At 62.2% G+C, this 16,519-nt stretch carries 19 protein-coding genes and 1 pseudogene; 11 read left to right on the top strand and 9 right to left on the bottom strand.

Going from position 1 to position 16,519, the window contains the following annotated elements; genetic code table 11:
- Positions 1-6 precede the first annotated feature (6 nt).
- Positions 7-969, bottom strand: a complete 963-nt coding sequence (locus AWB79_RS32310; protein WP_061171564.1) for an ABC transporter substrate-binding protein — start codon at positions 967-969, stop codon at positions 7-9.
- Positions 970-1,355: 386 nt separating this feature from the next.
- Between AWB79_RS32310 and AWB79_RS39815 the strand changes: the two genes are divergently transcribed.
- From AWB79_RS39815 to AWB79_RS32295, 4 genes are read left to right on the top strand one after another with little or no spacing between them, the layout of a single operon-like run.
- Positions 1,356-1,526: a hypothetical protein gene (locus AWB79_RS39815; RefSeq protein WP_157695897.1), complete on the top strand. Its 171-nt coding sequence runs from the start codon at positions 1,356-1,358 to the stop codon at positions 1,524-1,526.
- A gap of 4 nt (positions 1,527-1,530) precedes the next feature.
- On the top strand, positions 1,531-1,713 hold the full coding sequence (locus AWB79_RS32305; protein ID WP_061171518.1) for a DUF6726 family protein: 183 nt from the start codon (positions 1,531-1,533) through the stop codon (positions 1,711-1,713).
- A gap of 1 nt (position 1,714) precedes the next feature.
- Positions 1,715-2,335 carry a hypothetical protein gene (locus AWB79_RS32300; protein ID WP_061171517.1) on the top strand — a complete coding sequence of 207 codons (621 nt, stop codon included), beginning with the start codon at positions 1,715-1,717 and terminating at the stop codon, positions 2,333-2,335.
- Positions 2,336-2,355: 20 nt separating this feature from the next.
- Positions 2,356-3,024 (top strand): flagellar basal body L-ring protein FlgH, encoded by a 669-nt coding sequence (locus AWB79_RS32295; protein ID WP_061171516.1) that lies wholly within the window; start codon positions 2,356-2,358, stop codon positions 3,022-3,024.
- 18 nt (positions 3,025-3,042) lie between these two features.
- On the opposite strand, the gene AWB79_RS32290 is transcribed toward AWB79_RS32295, so the two are convergent.
- Complete coding sequence (locus AWB79_RS32290) at positions 3,043-3,792, bottom strand: response regulator (RefSeq protein ID WP_061171515.1); 750 nt, start codon at positions 3,790-3,792, stop codon at positions 3,043-3,045.
- 244 nt (positions 3,793-4,036) lie between these two features.
- Between AWB79_RS32290 and AWB79_RS32285 the strand changes: the two genes are divergently transcribed.
- From AWB79_RS32285 to AWB79_RS32275, 3 genes are read left to right on the top strand one after another with little or no spacing between them, the layout of a single operon-like run.
- Positions 4,037-4,765, top strand: coding sequence for a response regulator (locus AWB79_RS32285; protein WP_061171514.1), 729 nt, complete (start codon positions 4,037-4,039; stop codon positions 4,763-4,765).
- 5 nt (positions 4,766-4,770) lie between these two features.
- A complete protein-coding gene (locus AWB79_RS32280) occupies positions 4,771-6,078 on the top strand; it encodes an ATP-binding protein (RefSeq protein WP_061171563.1) in 1,308 nt (435 codons plus the stop codon).
- On the top strand, positions 6,075-6,968 hold the full coding sequence (locus tag AWB79_RS32275; protein WP_061171513.1) for a tyrosine-protein phosphatase: 894 nt from the start codon (positions 6,075-6,077) through the stop codon (positions 6,966-6,968). The genes AWB79_RS32280 and AWB79_RS32275 overlap by 4 nt, the downstream gene beginning before the upstream one ends.
- Positions 6,969-6,979: 11 nt before the next feature.
- Here AWB79_RS32275 and AWB79_RS32270 read toward each other — a convergent pair whose 3' ends face one another.
- Positions 6,980-8,593: a hypothetical protein gene (locus AWB79_RS32270; RefSeq protein WP_061171512.1), complete on the bottom strand. Its 1,614-nt coding sequence runs from the start codon at positions 8,591-8,593 to the stop codon at positions 6,980-6,982.
- Positions 8,590-9,525: a glycosyltransferase family 2 protein gene (locus AWB79_RS32265; protein WP_061171511.1), complete on the bottom strand. Its 936-nt coding sequence runs from the start codon at positions 9,523-9,525 to the stop codon at positions 8,590-8,592. The genes AWB79_RS32270 and AWB79_RS32265 overlap by 4 nt, the downstream gene beginning before the upstream one ends.
- Positions 9,526-9,929: 404 nt before the next feature.
- Between AWB79_RS32265 and AWB79_RS32260 the strand changes: the two genes are divergently transcribed.
- The 3 genes from AWB79_RS32260 to AWB79_RS32250 all read left to right on the top strand — a co-directional run bounded on the left by AWB79_RS32260 (position 9,930) and on the right by AWB79_RS32250 (position 11,514).
- On the top strand, positions 9,930-10,625 hold the full coding sequence (locus AWB79_RS32260; protein ID WP_061171510.1) for a class I SAM-dependent methyltransferase: 696 nt from the start codon (positions 9,930-9,932) through the stop codon (positions 10,623-10,625).
- Positions 10,626-10,683: 58 nt separating this feature from the next.
- Positions 10,684-11,088, top strand: coding sequence for a GtrA family protein (locus AWB79_RS32255; protein WP_061171509.1), 405 nt, complete (start codon positions 10,684-10,686; stop codon positions 11,086-11,088).
- Between the two features lie 228 nt (positions 11,089-11,316).
- Entirely contained in the window at positions 11,317-11,514 is a 198-nt protein-coding gene (locus tag AWB79_RS32250) for a hypothetical protein (protein WP_061171508.1), read from the top strand.
- Between the two features lie 189 nt (positions 11,515-11,703).
- Here the strand turns inward: AWB79_RS32250 and AWB79_RS32245 are convergent, their stop codons facing one another.
- The 3 genes from AWB79_RS32245 to AWB79_RS32235 all read right to left on the bottom strand — a co-directional run bounded on the left by AWB79_RS32245 (position 11,704) and on the right by AWB79_RS32235 (position 13,919).
- Positions 11,704-12,234: a hypothetical protein gene (locus tag AWB79_RS32245; protein WP_061171507.1), complete on the bottom strand. Its 531-nt coding sequence runs from the start codon at positions 12,232-12,234 to the stop codon at positions 11,704-11,706.
- 19 nt (positions 12,235-12,253) lie between these two features.
- On the bottom strand, positions 12,254-12,697 hold the full coding sequence (locus tag AWB79_RS32240) for a hypothetical protein (RefSeq protein WP_061171506.1): 444 nt from the start codon (positions 12,695-12,697) through the stop codon (positions 12,254-12,256).
- 154 nt (positions 12,698-12,851) lie between these two features.
- Positions 12,852-13,919: a hypothetical protein gene (locus tag AWB79_RS32235; protein ID WP_061171562.1), complete on the bottom strand. Its 1,068-nt coding sequence runs from the start codon at positions 13,917-13,919 to the stop codon at positions 12,852-12,854.
- Positions 13,920-14,211: 292 nt separating this feature from the next.
- Here AWB79_RS32235 and AWB79_RS40230 point away from each other — a divergent pair, with 292 nt between their 5' ends.
- Positions 14,212-14,382, top strand: coding sequence for a hypothetical protein (locus tag AWB79_RS40230; protein WP_198399142.1), 171 nt, complete (start codon positions 14,212-14,214; stop codon positions 14,380-14,382).
- Between the two features lie 136 nt (positions 14,383-14,518).
- On the opposite strand, the gene AWB79_RS32230 is transcribed toward AWB79_RS40230, so the two are convergent.
- Both AWB79_RS32230 and AWB79_RS39185 read right to left on the bottom strand, forming a co-directional pair.
- Positions 14,519-16,264: a tannase/feruloyl esterase family alpha/beta hydrolase gene (locus AWB79_RS32230; RefSeq protein WP_063963598.1), complete on the bottom strand. Its 1,746-nt coding sequence runs from the start codon at positions 16,262-16,264 to the stop codon at positions 14,519-14,521.
- A gap of 102 nt (positions 16,265-16,366) precedes the next feature.
- A pseudogene (locus AWB79_RS39185) lies at positions 16,367-16,519 on the bottom strand (porin); the annotation flags it as partial.

The following is a 16,519-nucleotide window of genomic DNA, read 5'->3' as shown; positions in this document are numbered from 1 at the left end:
CGAAGATCAGTATTTCCGATTGGGGAATTCCTTCGCCGCGACCTCCATCGGGAAGATGCTTTCCTGCGTGACGATGCGCTTGGGCACGGACTTGCCCGCCTTGATGTCCTTCACGACCGCCATGAGCTGCGGCCCGAGCAGCGGGCTGCATTCCACCGACACGTTGAGCTTGCCCGCCATCATCGCTTCGAACGCGCCCTTCACGCCGTCCACGGAAATGATGATGATGTCCTTGCCGGGCTTCTTGCCCGCTTCCTCGATCGCCTGGATCGCGCCGATCGCCATGTCGTCGTTGTGCGCGTAGAGCACGTTGATCTTGTCGCCATCGGCCTTGAGAAAGGCCTCCATCACTTCCTTGCCCTTCGCGCGCGTGAAGTCGCCGGTCTGCGAACGGATGATCTTGAACTTTGGATCGGACTTGATGATTTCCTCGAAGCCCTTCTTGCGGTCGATGGCGGGCGCGGAACCCACCGTGCCCTGCAATTCGACGATATTGACCGGCCCCGGATTGCCTTTCTCCTTCTCGACGAGCCAGCGGCCCGCCTTGCGTCCTTCCTCGGTGAAGTCGGAGCCGATGAAGGTCACATAGAGCGTGTCGTCCTTGCTGCTGATCGCGCGGTCGGTGAGCACCACCGGGATCTTCGCGTTCTTCGCTTCGACCAGAACGGTGTCCCAGCCGGTTTCGACCACCGGCGAGAACGCGATGACATCGACCTTTTGCGCGATATAAGAGCGGATAGCCTTGATCTGATTTTCCTGCTTCTGCTGCGCGTCGGAGAACTTCAGTTCGATGCCCGCGTCCTTCGCGCTGGACTTGATCGACTGGGTGTTCGCGGTGCGCCATTCGCTTTCGGCGCCCACCTGCGCAAAGCCGAGCACGATGGGTTTGCCCTGCGCGAAGCCTGTAACCGGCAGCATCGCGCCCAATGGCGCTGCAGCCATCGCAACTAACACGGTGCGGCGTTTCATGTCGGTCGTTCCTCCATTCGTTGGCAATTTATTCATTCGACTTTGTCGAATGCTTTTTCTGGAATAACTTTTTAATTCGTTGTTCTATTCATCTCGCTGCCATTCCGATATTTGGGTTTTCGATAACTTATGCAATGGCGTCGAGATAGATTGACTATATGTACCTCTTCGGCCACTTTTTATTCACGTTAACCCGCTTTTTGTACCGAAACAGTCATACCATCTCGGCGTGCGCGTTGCGTCGCAACATCTGGTAATGGCGGAGTAACGGCTCGTAAGCACTCGCGAAAAGCGCGTGTTGCTCACATGATCACGTACGCGCGTTCCCGGAGAAGATTGCCGGCGTTGCATCCCGCAACAGCCTTTCTCATTCAGGAGCGCGCAGCATGAATGTCACCAGCCCGACCACCTCGCAGACGACGCAAAGCACGTCGCACACGCTGCCGATCAGGCGCAACAGCGCCGATATCCCGACGGTCGAGACCGGCACCGCAAACACGAAGACCGCCCCGAGCAATCCGGCGCATCTCGGCAATCGCATCGACACGACCGCTTGACCACATGCCGACGCAACTCCGTTTCGCTCTCGCGTGCGCTGCCGTCGCGGCCTGTCCGTTTCTGCTCGATGGCTGCGCGCTCGCCGCGTTGCCGTGTCGGCTCACCTCGGCGGCGCTGAAGGTCGTGCCGGTCGTGGGTCATGCCGCCTCCACGCCCTTCGATGCGTGCGCCACCGCGATCGACTGACATGAAGCGAACGTTTCTTCGCTGCGCGTGCATCGTACTGAGCGCGCTGCCCGCATGCGCCCTCGCGCAAAAAACTTTCGATTTTCGCGGCCTGCCGCTCGGCATTTCGCTCAATGCGTTCCGCCGCGACGAACCCGCGCGCGCCACGCCGCCCGGCAGCGTCGCCGTGTGCGATACCGATATCGAAGCGGCCTCGCTCGGCATGGTGCTGCGCGACGCGCACAGCCTGTCCATCGCGTGCAAGTGGGCGCATCGCTCGGAAGACGGCTGGCGCGTGTCGCAAGCAGTTGTCGATGGCGCGCCCGCGCGCGATCACGTGCTGCGCTTCATGGCGCTACCGGGCGATGCGTCGCCGCGCCTGTACCGCATGTCCTTCGTGATCGATGCGCGCGTCGTCGAGGACTTCACGCAAGGGCTGACCTCCCGTTTCGGCAGGAGCCGCGTGGAGCGCGCGAACGGCTATCGGACGCGCACGTGGGAGAACGCGACGAGCTCGATCACGTTGGAGGCGAACGGCGCGGCGGCGTCGGCGCGCGTGATCTATCGGCTCAAAAGTCATGAAGCGTGGCTGCGCGAGACCACCGACAAATGGCGTCTCGCCGCGTTGCACGGCACGCCCTGAATCAATGGAAAGGATCGTTCATGAAACTGGCGTCATTGCCATGCGCCGCCCTGGCGTGCGCGCTCGCCGCGTGCAGTTCTTCCAGCGGGCGTTCGATCGTAGAAATGCCGACTTATGCGCCGGCCGTCGCACAGCCAGTCAATGTCAACACGCTGGGCGCGATCTATCAGGCGGGCTCGTCGCTGTCGCTGTACGAAACCTCGCGCGCGCAGAAAGTGGGCGATGTATTGACGATTCGTCTCGCGGAGTCGTATCAGGGCAGCAATACAGCCGATGCCAGCGCGAGCCGTGCGAGCAGCATCAGCGCCGAAGCGGCGGACAAGTCGAGCGGCGCGGCGGCGCGTCTCGCGCGCCTCTTCAACGTCGGTTCGGCGGAGACGTCGTTCAAGGGCAACGGCAGCACGAGCAATCTTTCGGCGATGAGCGGCACGCTCGCGGTATCCGTCATCGGCACGTTGCCGGGCGGGAATCTCGTCGTCGCGGGCGACAAGGTCATCGCGATGAGCGGCAATCAGGACCGGCTGCGCTTCTCCGGCATCGTCAATCCGAAGGATATCGAGGCGGGCAATTACGTGGCGTCGAACAAGGTGGCGAACGCGCGCATCGAACAGGCGGGCGTGGGCATGCTCGCCGACTCGACCACCATGGGCTGGCTGCAACGTCTGTTCATGAGCGCGCTGACGTTCTGACGATGAAGCCGCTTCGCTTCATCCCGGCGGACGCAAGGCTATGCGCCCGGCCGCGCTCGGGTCGCCATGCGGCACGAAGATGTAACCCTGGCCCCACACGGTCTGCACATAGCGCGGTTCGGACGGATCGATTTCGAGCAGGCGACGCAGACGCCAGATCGCGACGTCGAGACTGCGGTCGCGGTGCGCGCCGTTGCCGCGCAGCTTTTCGTTGAGCTGCGTGCGCGTGAGCACGATCATCGCGTTTTTCACGAGCGTCTTGAGCAGGGCGAATTCTCCCGAGCGCAGCGCGATGCGTTCGCCATGACGGCGCAACTCGCGCGCGCCGAAGTCCATCTCGAACGGGCCGAAGCGATACGTCGGGCGCATTTCCGGCGCGCCCGGCACGGAGGGCAGATCCGGCTCGCGGCGCCGAAGAATCGAACGGATGCGCGCGAGCAGCTCGCGCGTATCGAAGGGTTTGCCGAGATAATCGTCCGCGCCGAGTTCGAGGCCGATCACGCGGTCGAGCACATCGGAGCGCGCCGTCAGCAGGATCACGGGCGTGTCGTCGCGAGCGTTGCGCAGCTCGCGCAATGCGCTGATGCCGTCGCGGCCGGGCATCATCACGTCGAGGACGACTAGCGCCGGGCGCTCGGCCTGCACGCGCTGCCTGAGTCCCGCTCCGTCGCTCTGGACGGAGGTCTCGAAACCATGATGGCGCAGATAGTCGCAAACGTGGTCGCGCACGACGGGGTCGTCGTCGACCATCAATACATGTGGAGTCATGCGCCGATTCTAAGCGTGAGGATCGCGCGAGCGCGACGGCGCAAAACTTTCCGTTTCTTTCCGTTACGGCGCGTTGCGTCGCGCGCGCCGCGGGCCAATCGCCGCTGTGCGCGCCTTCGCGCGGGAATGGCACGAGCGTTCTGCGTGCGTGCATCGACTGAAAGATAGATCAGGTAAGAAACCGTAATGACACGCGACGCACGGGACGCACGGAAATCAAATAAGGTCCGAATAGAATTTTGAGATGTCTACATCGGTTCTCATCGTCGACGACGATCCCGCGGTGCGCGATCTGCTGCGCCGCTTCTTCAACGCGCAAGGCATCGAGGTTTCCGTGCTGCACGACGGCGGCGGGCTGCGTCGCCGGCTGGAGCTGGAGCGTCCATCCATCGTGGTGCTCGACATCATGATGCCGGACACCGACGGCCTGCGCGCGCTGCGCGACTTGCGCGCGGCGGGCGAGGACATTCCGGTGATTTTCGTGACCGGTTGCGACACCGTTCCGCAAAGAATCGCGGGCCTGCAATCCGGCGCGGACGACTATGTTTCCAAGCCGTTCGATCCGCGCGAACTGCTCGCGCGCATCGAAGCCGTACTGCGCCGCCGTGCGGCCGCGCCGAGCCGCCCCGAGCGCGTCGCGCGCGAACGCTTCGGGCGCTTCGAAGTGGACTTCGTCACGCGCGAGCTCGTCAGCGGAGAAGAGCGCATCGCGTTGCGCGACAGCGAATTCGCGCTGCTGAAGGTGTTCATCAAGCATCCGTACAAGGTGCTGTCGCGCGTGCTGATTCACGATCTGGTTCATCGCGACGACCTGCCGTTCCGCGATCGCGGGCTCGACGTGCCGATCTGGCGTCTGCGCCGCATCATCGAGGCCGATCCCTCGCGTCCGCGTCACGTGCAGACCGTGCGCGGGCAAGGCTATGTGTTCGTCCCCGATACGGACGGCCCGCTGCCTGACTCGTTCGAGGCATGACCGCGATGCGTTCCGCTGCATCGCGGCCGGCGCACCTGCCGCGCCGCCTGTTCGACACGCTGTTCGGCCGCATGGCCTTGCTGTCCATCTGCGTGCTGCTCGCGCTTCAGGGCGGCTGGTTCGCGATTCTGCACGTGCAGGGTCCGCATCGCGAAGCGGATGGCTACGCGCGCGCTTTGCTCATCGTGCTCGAAGCGGCGCATAACGATGTGGCCTTGGGCGGGCGCCTCATGCGCGAGACGCGTGTGCATATCGTGCCGGTGTGGAACATGCCGACGCCGCTGACCTTGCTCGATCCGGCGAAGACGCGTCACGCACATCTTGCGCGCCAGATCGCCGATGGCTTGCCCGAGGGCTCGCGCATCGCCATAGATACCGATGGTCATCGCATGGCGCGCCTGTGGGTGCTTTATCCGTCGAGCACGGTGTGGATCGTCGCGCCGATCGACTTGCCGCCGCCCGCGCCGTTCATGATGGAATCGATCGTGATGATGCTCGGCGCGCTGCTGCTGTCGCTCGCGGTGACGTGGCAGTTGCAGCGGCCGCTGGCGCGCGTGGCGCAAGCGGCGTGGCGCTTCGGTGGAGGCGAGCGGCCGGTTCCCGTCGATGAGAACGGTCCGCGCGAACTGCGCGAACTGATCGGTGCGTTCAACCAGATGATGCGCAAGCTCACCGACGCGGAAGACGATCGCGCCGTGATGCTCGCGGGCATCGCTCACGATCTGAAGGCGCCGCTCACGCGTCTGTCGCTGCGCGCGAGCGTGCTCGCCAAGGACGAGCGCGAGCGCGCACACTTCCTGCGCGATATCGACTCCATGACGCGTATCGTGCAGCAGTTTCTCGAGTTCGCGGGGCGCTCTTCGGCGGAGAGCACGCGCACCGGCGTCGATGCGTTCATTGCCGAGCAGTTCGCGTCGCCCGAGGATGGCGAGGCGCCGTTGTTCGCGCTGTCGCTCGAAGCGGGCGATGCGTTCATGTTGCCGCGCACCTTCGTCGACCGGCTGATGACCAATCTCGTCGACAACGCGCTGGAGCATGGCGAGCCGCCCATCGAAATCATGACCGCGCGACGGGGCGACGACTGGGTGATCGAAGTGCGCGACCACGGTCCCGGCATTCCCGACGAGCGTCTGGTCGATGTCCTGCGGCCCTTCGTGCGGCTCGATCCGGCGCGCAGCGGCAACGGGCATTGCGGGCTCGGGCTCGCCATCGTCGAGCGTCTCGCGCGCGAACAGCGCGGCCGCTGCGAGATCGGCAACGCCGAGAGCGGCGGGCTGATCGTGCGTATCGTCATTCCCGTTCAAACTCCATGATGCCAACTTCGTCCGTGCGCGCGGCGCCACTTTCGCGCCGCGCATTTCTTCGTGGCGGCGCGCGTGCCGCGCTGCTTTCGACCGCGTTCGGCGCGAGCGGATTGTTATCGGCATGCGGCGGCGCGAGCGAAGATCAGACGACGACCGAAACGCCGAGGCTCGCGTCGATAGAAAACTTCCGCGACGTGGCGGGCGAGGGCGATGGTTATCCGACGGTGGATGGCGCTCGCGTGCGACGCGGCGTGTTTTATCGCTCGGGCGCGCTGACTCCCGACGATACCGACCTCGCCGCGCTCGCACGGCTCTCGTTGCGCGCGGTGCACGATCTGCGCGTGGTCGGCGAGGCAGCGCTTGCGCCGGATCGCGTGCCGGCGAACGCGGTGCGCGAGACGCACGAAATTGCACCGATCGATGCCGCCGCCGCGACGCCCGCCGATGCCGCCGCCGCGAGCGCGTGGATGATCGGCAAGCAACGGCTGATGGTCACCGATCCGGTCGCGCGTCTGCAGTTCGGCGCGTTGCTCACGAGGCTCGCGCGCGTCGCGGGGCGGCAGGTGATTCAGGGCACGGCGGGCAAGGATCGCACCGGCTGGGCGGCGGCGCTCCTGCTCGCTATCGTCGATGTGCCGCTCGATGTGATCATTCAGGATTATCTGCTGACGAATACCGCCGCGCAGACGCCGATCGCTTCGCGCACGAAGGCGCATGCGATGCGCATCGGCGTGGATGCGCAGACCGTCGCGCCGCTATATCAGGCGCAGAGCGCGATCATCGAGGCCGCGTTCGACGAGATGCATCGCCAGTTCGGGACGCTCGCCAACTACCTGGCGCAAGGGCTCTCCGTGAGCGACGCGGATGTGGGCATGTTGCGCGCGAAGCTGGTGACGTAGGTTTCGCGAGGTCATCGGCAATTGCGCCGTTCATAAAGCGACCATTCACCGGATCGCATCAGCAAGGACACGTCGCATTCGTCGTTGGCGAAAAAGTTTGCCGGCAAGGGATCGGACTTGCGAACGAAGAAATAGCGATACATCCGGCCGTTGTTTTTCTTCCAGTCGAACGCGCCCGGAAACCGGTCCAGGGTCGACGCGGCGACGGGCAGTTCGTCCGGTCTGAAACGCACGATCTGCGGCAGGTACTGCGCGAAGTTGGGATCGACGAATCCGTGCTTTTCCGCCTGATACCACAAGGCTTGCTGCAGATAGGCATCGGGGCTCCAGTAGGCCTCGCTCGCAGCATCGAATATGAGGCTGATTGCGCGCTGATTCGGCTCGGTTCGCGACAGCATTTGCTCCAGCGGCGCAATCTCGGCGGCGAAGCGATGCAAGCGAATCGACTGGTTCGCGAGAAAGATCCAGCAGCCGGCGATGATGGCGAACTGCAGTCCCAGGTCACGCAAGCGGCGCGCCGAAACGTGTCCGGTCTGCGGTGCTTGCGCCACGGATGACTTCGAGGACACGAACATCAGCGCATAGGCTGGCAGCAGAAACAAGGCGAAACGCTGAAACAGATACGCGGTGCCGAGCGCCATGTTCGGCACGAATAGCCAGATGACGACGACGGCGAGCATCGGCACGAGCACGGCGCGGTCGGGATTGATGCGATCGCGCCAGATCCAGGGGGCGGCGCCCATCAGGGCGACCAGCGGCAGATAGAGCGCGCTCCACTTGGTCAGCCCCCAGACCATCGTCGGAAACGCGAGCAGACGTTTCCATCCCATGTCTTTCCAGCCCCAGTCGACCGACGCGACGTTCTCGATCGTCTTTCCGAGTACGGGATCGCTCGCGTGACTCCACCACGTGTAGACGATGCACAGGAGGCCGAGCGGCACGAACGGCGCAAGCGCGCGAATCTTGTCCACGAAGCGGCGCGGCTTGACGAGCGCGAAACCCGTGCCTATCGCGCACGCGAACAGGAAAACGAGCCCGTGACAGAAGAACAGCGCCGTGCCCGCAAGAACGACCCCGGTTCCCCTCGCGAGCGACGGCTGCGTGGCGAAGCGGTGAGTGAGCCACATGAACAGCATGCCGAACGGAGCCGCAACGAGGAACGTGTAGAAGCCCCACGCAAATGCGAAGCCGAAGAAGCCCGGAATGAACAGGACGTCGAGCCGCGCATCGCCGTTCAGATGTCTTCGAAAGCCGACGCCGGCCGCCACGAAGCCGAAATACGCGAGCATCAGCATGAACTTGAGCGCGGCGGATATGGACATCACGTACGTGAGCGGCAGCGCCAGTCCATAACCGATGAGATACGGCGTGAAAAGATTGATGCGCACGAGACTCTGCCAGGGCGATGCATGCTCCAGCAGATCACGCAGCAACATCACCTGCGCGGCATGCTGTGGCAGGTCCACGAGTGGCGGGCGCGGCGCGATCCAGAACAGCGCCGCGCCATAGAGCAGCGTCACGATGAATAAAGCACGCGGTAACCAGTCGAAAAGAAAACCGCTGCGCGAGAGTGATGCGCTGGCGGGCGACGCGGCAGTGTCCGCGCGTTCAGAAGGCGAGTTCATAGCGTGCGCTCGACAATGAAGCGTGGACGATGTTTGGTCTCTGCGTAGGTCTTCGATATGTATCCGCCAATGACGCCGAGAAAGAGCAACTGAATGCCGCCGAGGAAGTACATCGGGACGACCGTGGACGCCCAGCCGGGCACGGCCAGATCGGTGAAAAGGCGCGCATACACGGCCCATGCTCCGAAACCGAGCGAGCCGAGCGCGAGCAATGCGCCGATGCGCGTGCTCCACTGCAAGGGCACGGCTGAGAACGAGGTGATGCCGTCGAACGCGAACGCGAGCATCTTCGCGAGCGGGTACTTGCTTTCGCCGGCGAAGCGCGCCGCGCGCTCGTATTCGACGATGGCCGTCCTGAATCCGAGCAGCGGAATGATGCCGCGCAGGAAAAGGTTGACCTCCTGAAAGTCCTTCAGCGCGTCGAGCGTCTTGCGGCTCATCAGGCGAAAGTCCGCATGGCCCGGCAGGATCTCCACGCCGAGCGCCTTCAGCGTCTTGTAGTAACTTTGTGCGGTAAAGCGCTTGAAAAACGTATCGCACGCGCGTTTGTGCCGCACGCCGAAGACAATCTCGGCGCCCTTGCGATACTCTTCGAGCATGCGCGGAATTGCTTCGATGTCGTCTTGCAGGTCGGCATCGAGACTCACGAGCACGTCGCCTTCCGCAACCGTGAGCCCGGCGAGCAGCGCGTTCTGGTGACCGCGATTACGCGAGAGTTTGATGCCGCGGCACCGGGCGTCGGAGGCGTGCATCGTTTCGATGATCGACCATGTCCGGTCGCGGGAACCATCGTCGACAAAGGTGATTCTGCTTTCGTCGCTCACCTCGCCGGCGCCAATCAGACGGTCGAGAAGCGCGAGAAGACGCGAGCATGTTTCTGTGATGACTTCCTCTTCGTTATAGCAAGGTACGATGAGATTCAACGTCGTCATTGGCGGAACCCCTGTTTCCCAAGGTGCCCCGACCAACGCCCGAGCCACGAGCGAGATATGGGACAAGGTGAGTTTCCCTCGTGTTCAAAGGGACGGACGGCGGTTGCTGTGTTGCTGGAGGCAGCACGCACGGTGCGGACGAACGGGGATACAGTAAAGCACATACTAGGCGCAGTGCAAAAGCAATGACAAGATTTTCGTAGCCCCGGATTTATCGAACGATTCTTTGTGCAGTCAGTCTGTAAAGCGTTTAGTTCCCGACGAATTTATCAGAACATAACGGACGTTCGCACGCCGTTATGCTGCTGATCCAGCGCCGCGACACGTTTCAAATGGCTGCGCTACATTAGCCGTAACCTCGCAACCATTGGGCGAGGACCGGATTTTGCAGAAGAGGAAGACGCATGGACAAAGCCGAATTCGATAGCTTCGCTGATGAATATCTTTCGCTTCACGCGCGAAACATTTCCGCATCCGGCGAGGGTCCGGCATATTTTGCCGAATACAAGATTCGCGATATTGCCGAGGAAATGACACTCCGGAATCAAATGCCCGAACGCATGCTCGATTTCGGAGCGGGCGTGGGCACCTCGGTTCCGTGGGTGCGCGAGTATTTGCCCGACGCACAACTCACGTGCGTGGATGTATCGGAACGTTCACTCGAAGTCGCGAAGGATCGCTTCGCGGATATGGCGCGCTTCGTTCACTTCGACGGCCGCACGTTGCCGTTCGAGCAAGGTGACTTCGACCTGGCTTATGCCATGTGCGTGTTTCATCACATCGACCATGCCGAGCATGTCGATCTGCTGCGCGAATTGCGGCGCGTGCTCGGCCCACGCGGCACGCTCGTCATCTTCGAGCACAACCCATATAATCCGCTGACCGTTCGAGCCGTCAATACATGTGAGTTCGATGTCAACGCGAAATTGATCACCGCGCCCAAAATGCGGCAGGCTTGTCGCGATGCCGGCTTTACCCAGGTTCGACTGCGCTACCGCATTTTTTTCCCCCATGCGCTGGCGGCATTGCGTCCGCTCGAAAAGTACATGACTCATGTTCCACTTGGCGCGCAGTACGCCGTCTATGCGACGTGCGCCTGAGCCGACGTTTTTCCATGGTGCATTACTCATCTTTCGTTTCATTCATCAATAAGCGCGCATGCAAGCACGGCCCACCGATGTCCGCCTGGAGTTTCTCAAGTATCTGCTGGTTGGAGGTCTCAACACGGCGTTATCGGCCGCGATCATTCTGGGCGTGCAGTGGGCGGGGGCGAGTCCGGTCGTCGCCAACATGATCGGATATGGCATCGGCGTCGCAGTGAGTTTCGCGCTTAACAGCAAGTTCACGTTCCGGACCGCGGCCACGCGTCACGCGGCCCTGCGGTTCCTTGTCGTGGTGCTCATCTCTTATCTGGCGAATCTCGCCACCGTGCTATCCGTGCTGCGTCTCACGCACGCCCCTTACCTTGCTCAATTGAGCGGCATTCCTGTCTATGTGATCCTGGGATTCATCGGGAATAAGTACTGGGCATTGCGCAACATCCCGGTGCGCGCCGAAGGGTAAGCGTGTGTTTGTCGATAACCAACATAGCTTTTCGATGTTGGGTCATGGCTGACGCCGTTCGCGCCGAACTGAATCGACTGCGAGAAAAAGAGCTTTATAAACAATCGGGTACGCTCAGTCAGCGTGCAAAGTGAAGTTGGCACACTACGTGAATAGTAAAAAGCGAGCGAATAGACAACCGCTCAGCACAGTCCAGACGTTGTGACCAACTTTCAAAAGGTGACGGAAATGAGCACACTGACTATTGTTGACCTGCATCAGGAGAAGGAACTGTCCCTGTCCGACATGTCCCGGATCGTCGGCGGGCACGATGTGGAGAAGGAAAAGGCTCTCGTTGAAGCCTATCGCGTGATCAACGAGATGAACAATCTGGAGAACACGCCCGACCCCGCGCCCCCGCATGTGTCGATGAAGTTGCCGGGATGACTCTCGAGCGTTGACGAGCGCCGCCGCCGATAGCGGCGCACCTGCTCGGCCACAACGAAAAAAGCGGCACCGCCAGAAGAACGATGGCGAGCCGCAAGAGGGACTGATTCACGAAGTACGACAAAGGCAGATTAGCACCGCTTTCGCGCATGTAAGGCCACAAGAAAGATGCGGAAAGGAAAGCGAATCTCAGGGCGTGCGCGCCACCACCATCCGGTCGACCAGCGCATCGAGCTTCTGTCGCGCGCTCGCGAATCGGTCGACGTTCAGGCCGTTCGTGTCATAACGCGCAGTGACCAGAATCTGCCCGCGTTGCAAGAGCGTCAGATCGATCGCGGACAAGTACGACACCGGTTCGCTGCTGAACGCATGTTTGTCCCAACTGGTGATCGCGCCATATACGAGCATGGCTTCGCAGCCGGGCGGCGATGTGCCGGGGTTATAGAGCATCGAATTCACGCCGCGCCGCTGCAACGCGACTTGCAGCACGGGCACGAAGTCGCCGGTCGCGACGCTCTGATTCAGTTCGATGCAGACCGATTGCAACGCGGCGGGCGCGCCCGTCACCGAAGTCGGCGACGAATAGTTCGATGCGACCGAAAAGCCCGCTTGCACGAGCGAACCGGCCGCGTCGGCCGCGGTGATCAACGTCCACGTGCAGCCGGACAGCGCGAGCGCGCCGCAAGCGAGCGCCATCGCGAGAATGGATCGACTGAGCATGCCCGTGCCGTCATGCGCTTTAGCGAACGATGCGCAGACGCATCGTGTTCGGCGCTTCGATCGTCGCGGTCATCGAAGTGACGCGCTTGTCGGATGCCGAGCGCAACGCGAAGTGCTGGCGCGTGGCCGTGTTCACATCATGGCGGACATCGGGGAAGCAGGCGGCGATATCGGCGCCGAGTTCCTGAAGCGGATCGGCGACCACGCCGTCCGCGCCCCAGTGCGCGCGCCAGCGGCAGTCGTAACTGTGAGCGCTGCCACGGCATGTACCCTGTCCGGGCGAGCCTGCGGGCAGCGGCGCGCGCTCTTTGGCGAGCGCATGGAACGAGGGCGCGGCGACGATCGCCTTCAGCGCCGAGCAAACGTCGGGAAGATCTTCGGCGGATGCGGAAAGCGCCGGTGAGAGCAACAGCGCGGCGACGAGCGCGGCGCGCAGAGGGGAGGAGCGGAGTTGAACTTGCATGGCCTGGCGTAGTATCGGAGAGAGAAATGCGGCCGGTCGCGGGCACACGGACCGCATCGATATCTTCGGGCACTTGCCGACGCGCCGATTTGCAGAGCAACGCGCCAATCCGCCAGGTTGTTTCCAGTTATTAATCGGGTAATGAGTCTCGCGCTTACATCGGGTTGCCAAGCACGAAGTTCTTGTACGACCAGTAAGCAGGCTTTTTCGTCGTGCCGTCGCCTTGAATCAGACCGTAGTCGCCTTCGCTGTCGTCGTAGAGCTCGAACGCCTGGATCGACTGGATGTTGTACTTCGACGCGACGCTCACGAACTGGGCCATCATCGTGTTGCCGGTGATGTAAGCCGCGATCTGATCGTAGGAACCGAAGTCCGGCCGCACGCCGAATTCGTTGATCCAGATTGGCTTGCCCATGCTGTGCAGCGTCTGAAGCACGTCTTGGCATCCGGTGTTGCCGCATGCATGCGTGATGTCCCCTTCGTTTGAGTACCAGTGCCATGAGGTGATGTCCCAGCTCACGGTCGGGTGACCCCACGAGCCGTCGGGTTGCGAGCCGTCGGCGAGCATCTGGAAGAACGCGGTGTGTTTCCAGGTGCCGCCCAGCACGATCTTCGCGGAGCCATCCACCGACTTCACGCCCGCGATCATGCCGCGGATCACGCCGCGCGCCAGCATGAAGGACCAGTTGGTGTAGTGAGTCCACAAGTTGCCGTCCCAGTTGCCGTTGAGCGTCTTCGCTTCCAGCTCGTTGCCGACCTCGTAGTACTTGTAGTGGTAGCTGCTGGCGGTCTGCTGGCCCATCACGAAGCCCGCTTGGTACGCGTCGTCTTCGTTGTTGTAGTTCAGGTTCATGAGCATGACCGGATACATGGTGACGCCGCCGTTCTCGATCGTATTGGCGACATTCGCCAGAGCTTTGGCTGACGCGGCGCTGTACACGTCGTTGCGATATATGGTTGCGCCGAGTTCCTGAAGCTGCGCGAGCTGCGTCTGTGGGCTCGTGCCGTCGTATGCGCCGCCGTTGGTGTTGTGGCCGTTCACGCCATAGAAGATCGAGCCATTGCCGCTCGCCGCCTTCGCGGTGGACTTGGGGGCGGCGCTCTTGCCGGTTGCGGCATCGACGGCGCTGCCGCTGTCGCCGCCACATGCGGCAAGTGTCGCGCTGGCCACGACTGCCGCGGCGATGGAACGAGGAAATAGGGAAGCGGTTCGATTCTTCATATCAATCAGGATTACGAAAAGATGGACGCGCATTCTCGAAGCAATAAAGCGCGTTCGAGAGCCCTTTTTCAGCGACGGAAATAACGATGCGACGCTGGCCGGTCCTCTCCGATGCCTTGAGGAATGGTCGTTAGTGATCCGAATGACTGCCGGAAGCTAATTGAAGTCACTCGATGCGAAATAACCGCGTCGAGTGAACGGGGCAGTCGAGATTCGCTGAAGCAAACCCGAAGGCACGTTTCACATGCGTTCGGAAAAGCGGGGTCGCCGGCAAAAGAACGGAGAGCGCTCGATGATGAACGTCAGGCTCGGCAGAGCCCTGTCATCGGTAACATGTACAACGATTGCCGTTGCGGCAGGAGTCAGAATTTCTGACCATGAAGCAAATGCTTTCCAGCCGGTGCAAAGCGTTGCCGGGATCGATTCAGCGGGGAAAGGTTACTTTGTTCTGATGTCGATGTAAACCGAACAGCAGAAAAAACATCTTGTATGAGGCAAGGTTTCGAATAGAACCTTCTTCGATTTATCGTTTTGATCGCTCGCGTTTCTACGGCAACGCGCCCGTCGCTCTCCCAGCGACGGCGCGATGTCAAACCCGTTTAGGGCGCCGCCACGCCCTGCGTCTTCGAACTATAAGAGGTGTAGAAGCTCGAACCCGCCCAGGCCGGCGCGGCATCGTTATACAGCGGTGCGCCCAGGGCCCAGTTCGCGCCATCGTGCCAGTCACCATTGCCGCTGAACTTCGCGACCGCCGGATACGGATACACCGGACGCGATGCGGTTACCTTGCTCGTTGTCGAATCGGTCTGATACGTCATGACCGCGTTCGGCGCCGAACCTTGCTCCACCCAGCCGGTGATCTGCGAGACCAGGTCGATGTTCGGGAAGCCTTCGCCGCCGCCGCAATGACCTACGCCCGGCACCACATACAGGCGCGAGAACTGGTCCGCATTCGCTTCTCCCATCGTGTCCTTCACGGCCTGGTAATAGCGGATCGTGAAGAGCGGCGAGATGTGCTGATCGGCCCAGCCATGCCAGAGGATCAGCTTGCCGCCCGCGGCCTTGAACGCCGACAGATCAGGACTCGTCGCGTCGTTGAGCGGGTGATTTGCCTGCAGATAGTTCGGATAGAAGCTCGCGTTCTGATAACCGAAAGTGTCGATGTTCGGCATAGTCGGCGATCCGGTGAAGATCAGGTTGTATGCGCCGGTCACGATCGTGTAGCTGAACAGGCTCGTCACCGCGACGGGCGCATCCGTGGAGTTCGACGTCGGCACTTCCACGCCGATCCAGTTCGCTTCCGAGCCGTACTGCGGCGAGCCGCCCAGCATGAGCATGCCGGTGGCGGCATCGGTCGGGCCGCTGTAGATCTTCTTCGCCGTCGCGACTTCCGCGGCCGTCAGACAGTTGCTCGTGCTCGATGCGCTGGCCGCGCATTGAATGGTCGCGGGATCGAAGTGACAGGTGCGCGGATCGGCGAGGAGGTCATCGGCCACGCCGGTCTGGCCACCGCAGGCGGCCACGACCGCCTTGTGCAGCACCTGAGCCTTGTCCGCGTAGAGCACGGCCTTGCCGGCGCTCGTGCCCGTGGTGCTGTTCGATACGACGCTCCAGCCGTGATACAGCGAATTCTGGATCTGAAAGTGCGCGGCAGGCGCGCCGGCGACGATGCCGTTGTAGTCGGTCGGATAACGCTGCGCGGCGATCAGCGCTTCACGTCCGCCGTCCGAGCAGCCGACGAAGTACGAATACTTCTGGGCCTGTCCGTAATAAGCCTGGATCAGCTTCTTCGCGGTGAGCGTCGTGATGTGCTGGCCGCGGTAGGCGAAGTCGGCCTGCTTCTGCGGATCGGTTGTCCACGCGGCGCTTTGTCCGGAGTGGCCCATGTCGGTGGCCGCCGTGACGAAGCCGCCTTGCTGCACGAGCGGGCAGGTGTAGCTGAAGCTGAACGAGCTTTGCTTGGTCGGATCGCTCAGATTGCCGCACAGGCCGCCGCAGCCGAGTTCGGCGAAGCGTTGCGTCCACGAGTCGACGGGCAATGCCACCTCGAACGTGTTGGCGGGCGCAAGCGTGCCCTTGACCGTGCAGAAGTTCACGGTCGCGCCGTTGATGGTCGCCGGGGTGAGGGTTGCGGAAGTGATCGAACTGCCCGCGCCGCCGATATCGGTGATATCGATCGATGCCAGCTTCGAGCAATCGACGACCGGCTTCACCACGGCCAATGCCGCCGTGGGGGCGCTGCCGCCATCGCCGCTGCTGCTATTGCCGCCACACGCAGTGACGACGGCGGCCACGACGCACATGGCCAGTAATGTCAGTAATCGCTTGGGATCCAGAGCTCTCATGGTTATCTCCTTGACTTCATTCCGATGGCGAACGACCGAGCATCGCCTGCACGGCGAAGCGCGCTGGCGATGAACCGATCGAACGGTACTTGGTAATCCTGATCAGAAACGGTGAATGATGCCCACGCCCGCTGCGAACATGCTGCGCGAAGCCGACGGCGAGCCCTGGAAGCCGTCGCCGATGGTCGCGTTCGCGGACGTCGTGCGGTTCTTCGTCGTGCCCGACGGAACGGCCAGCGTGGTGCCGTTGGCGCG

The sequence above is a fragment of the Caballeronia hypogeia genome, from assembly GCF_001544875.2.
In the GTDB taxonomy this organism is placed as follows: Bacteria; Pseudomonadota; Gammaproteobacteria; order Burkholderiales; family Burkholderiaceae; genus Caballeronia; species Caballeronia hypogeia.
The sequence above is the reverse complement of the archived record's forward strand: the minus strand, read 5'-3'. Positions and strand labels throughout refer to the sequence as shown.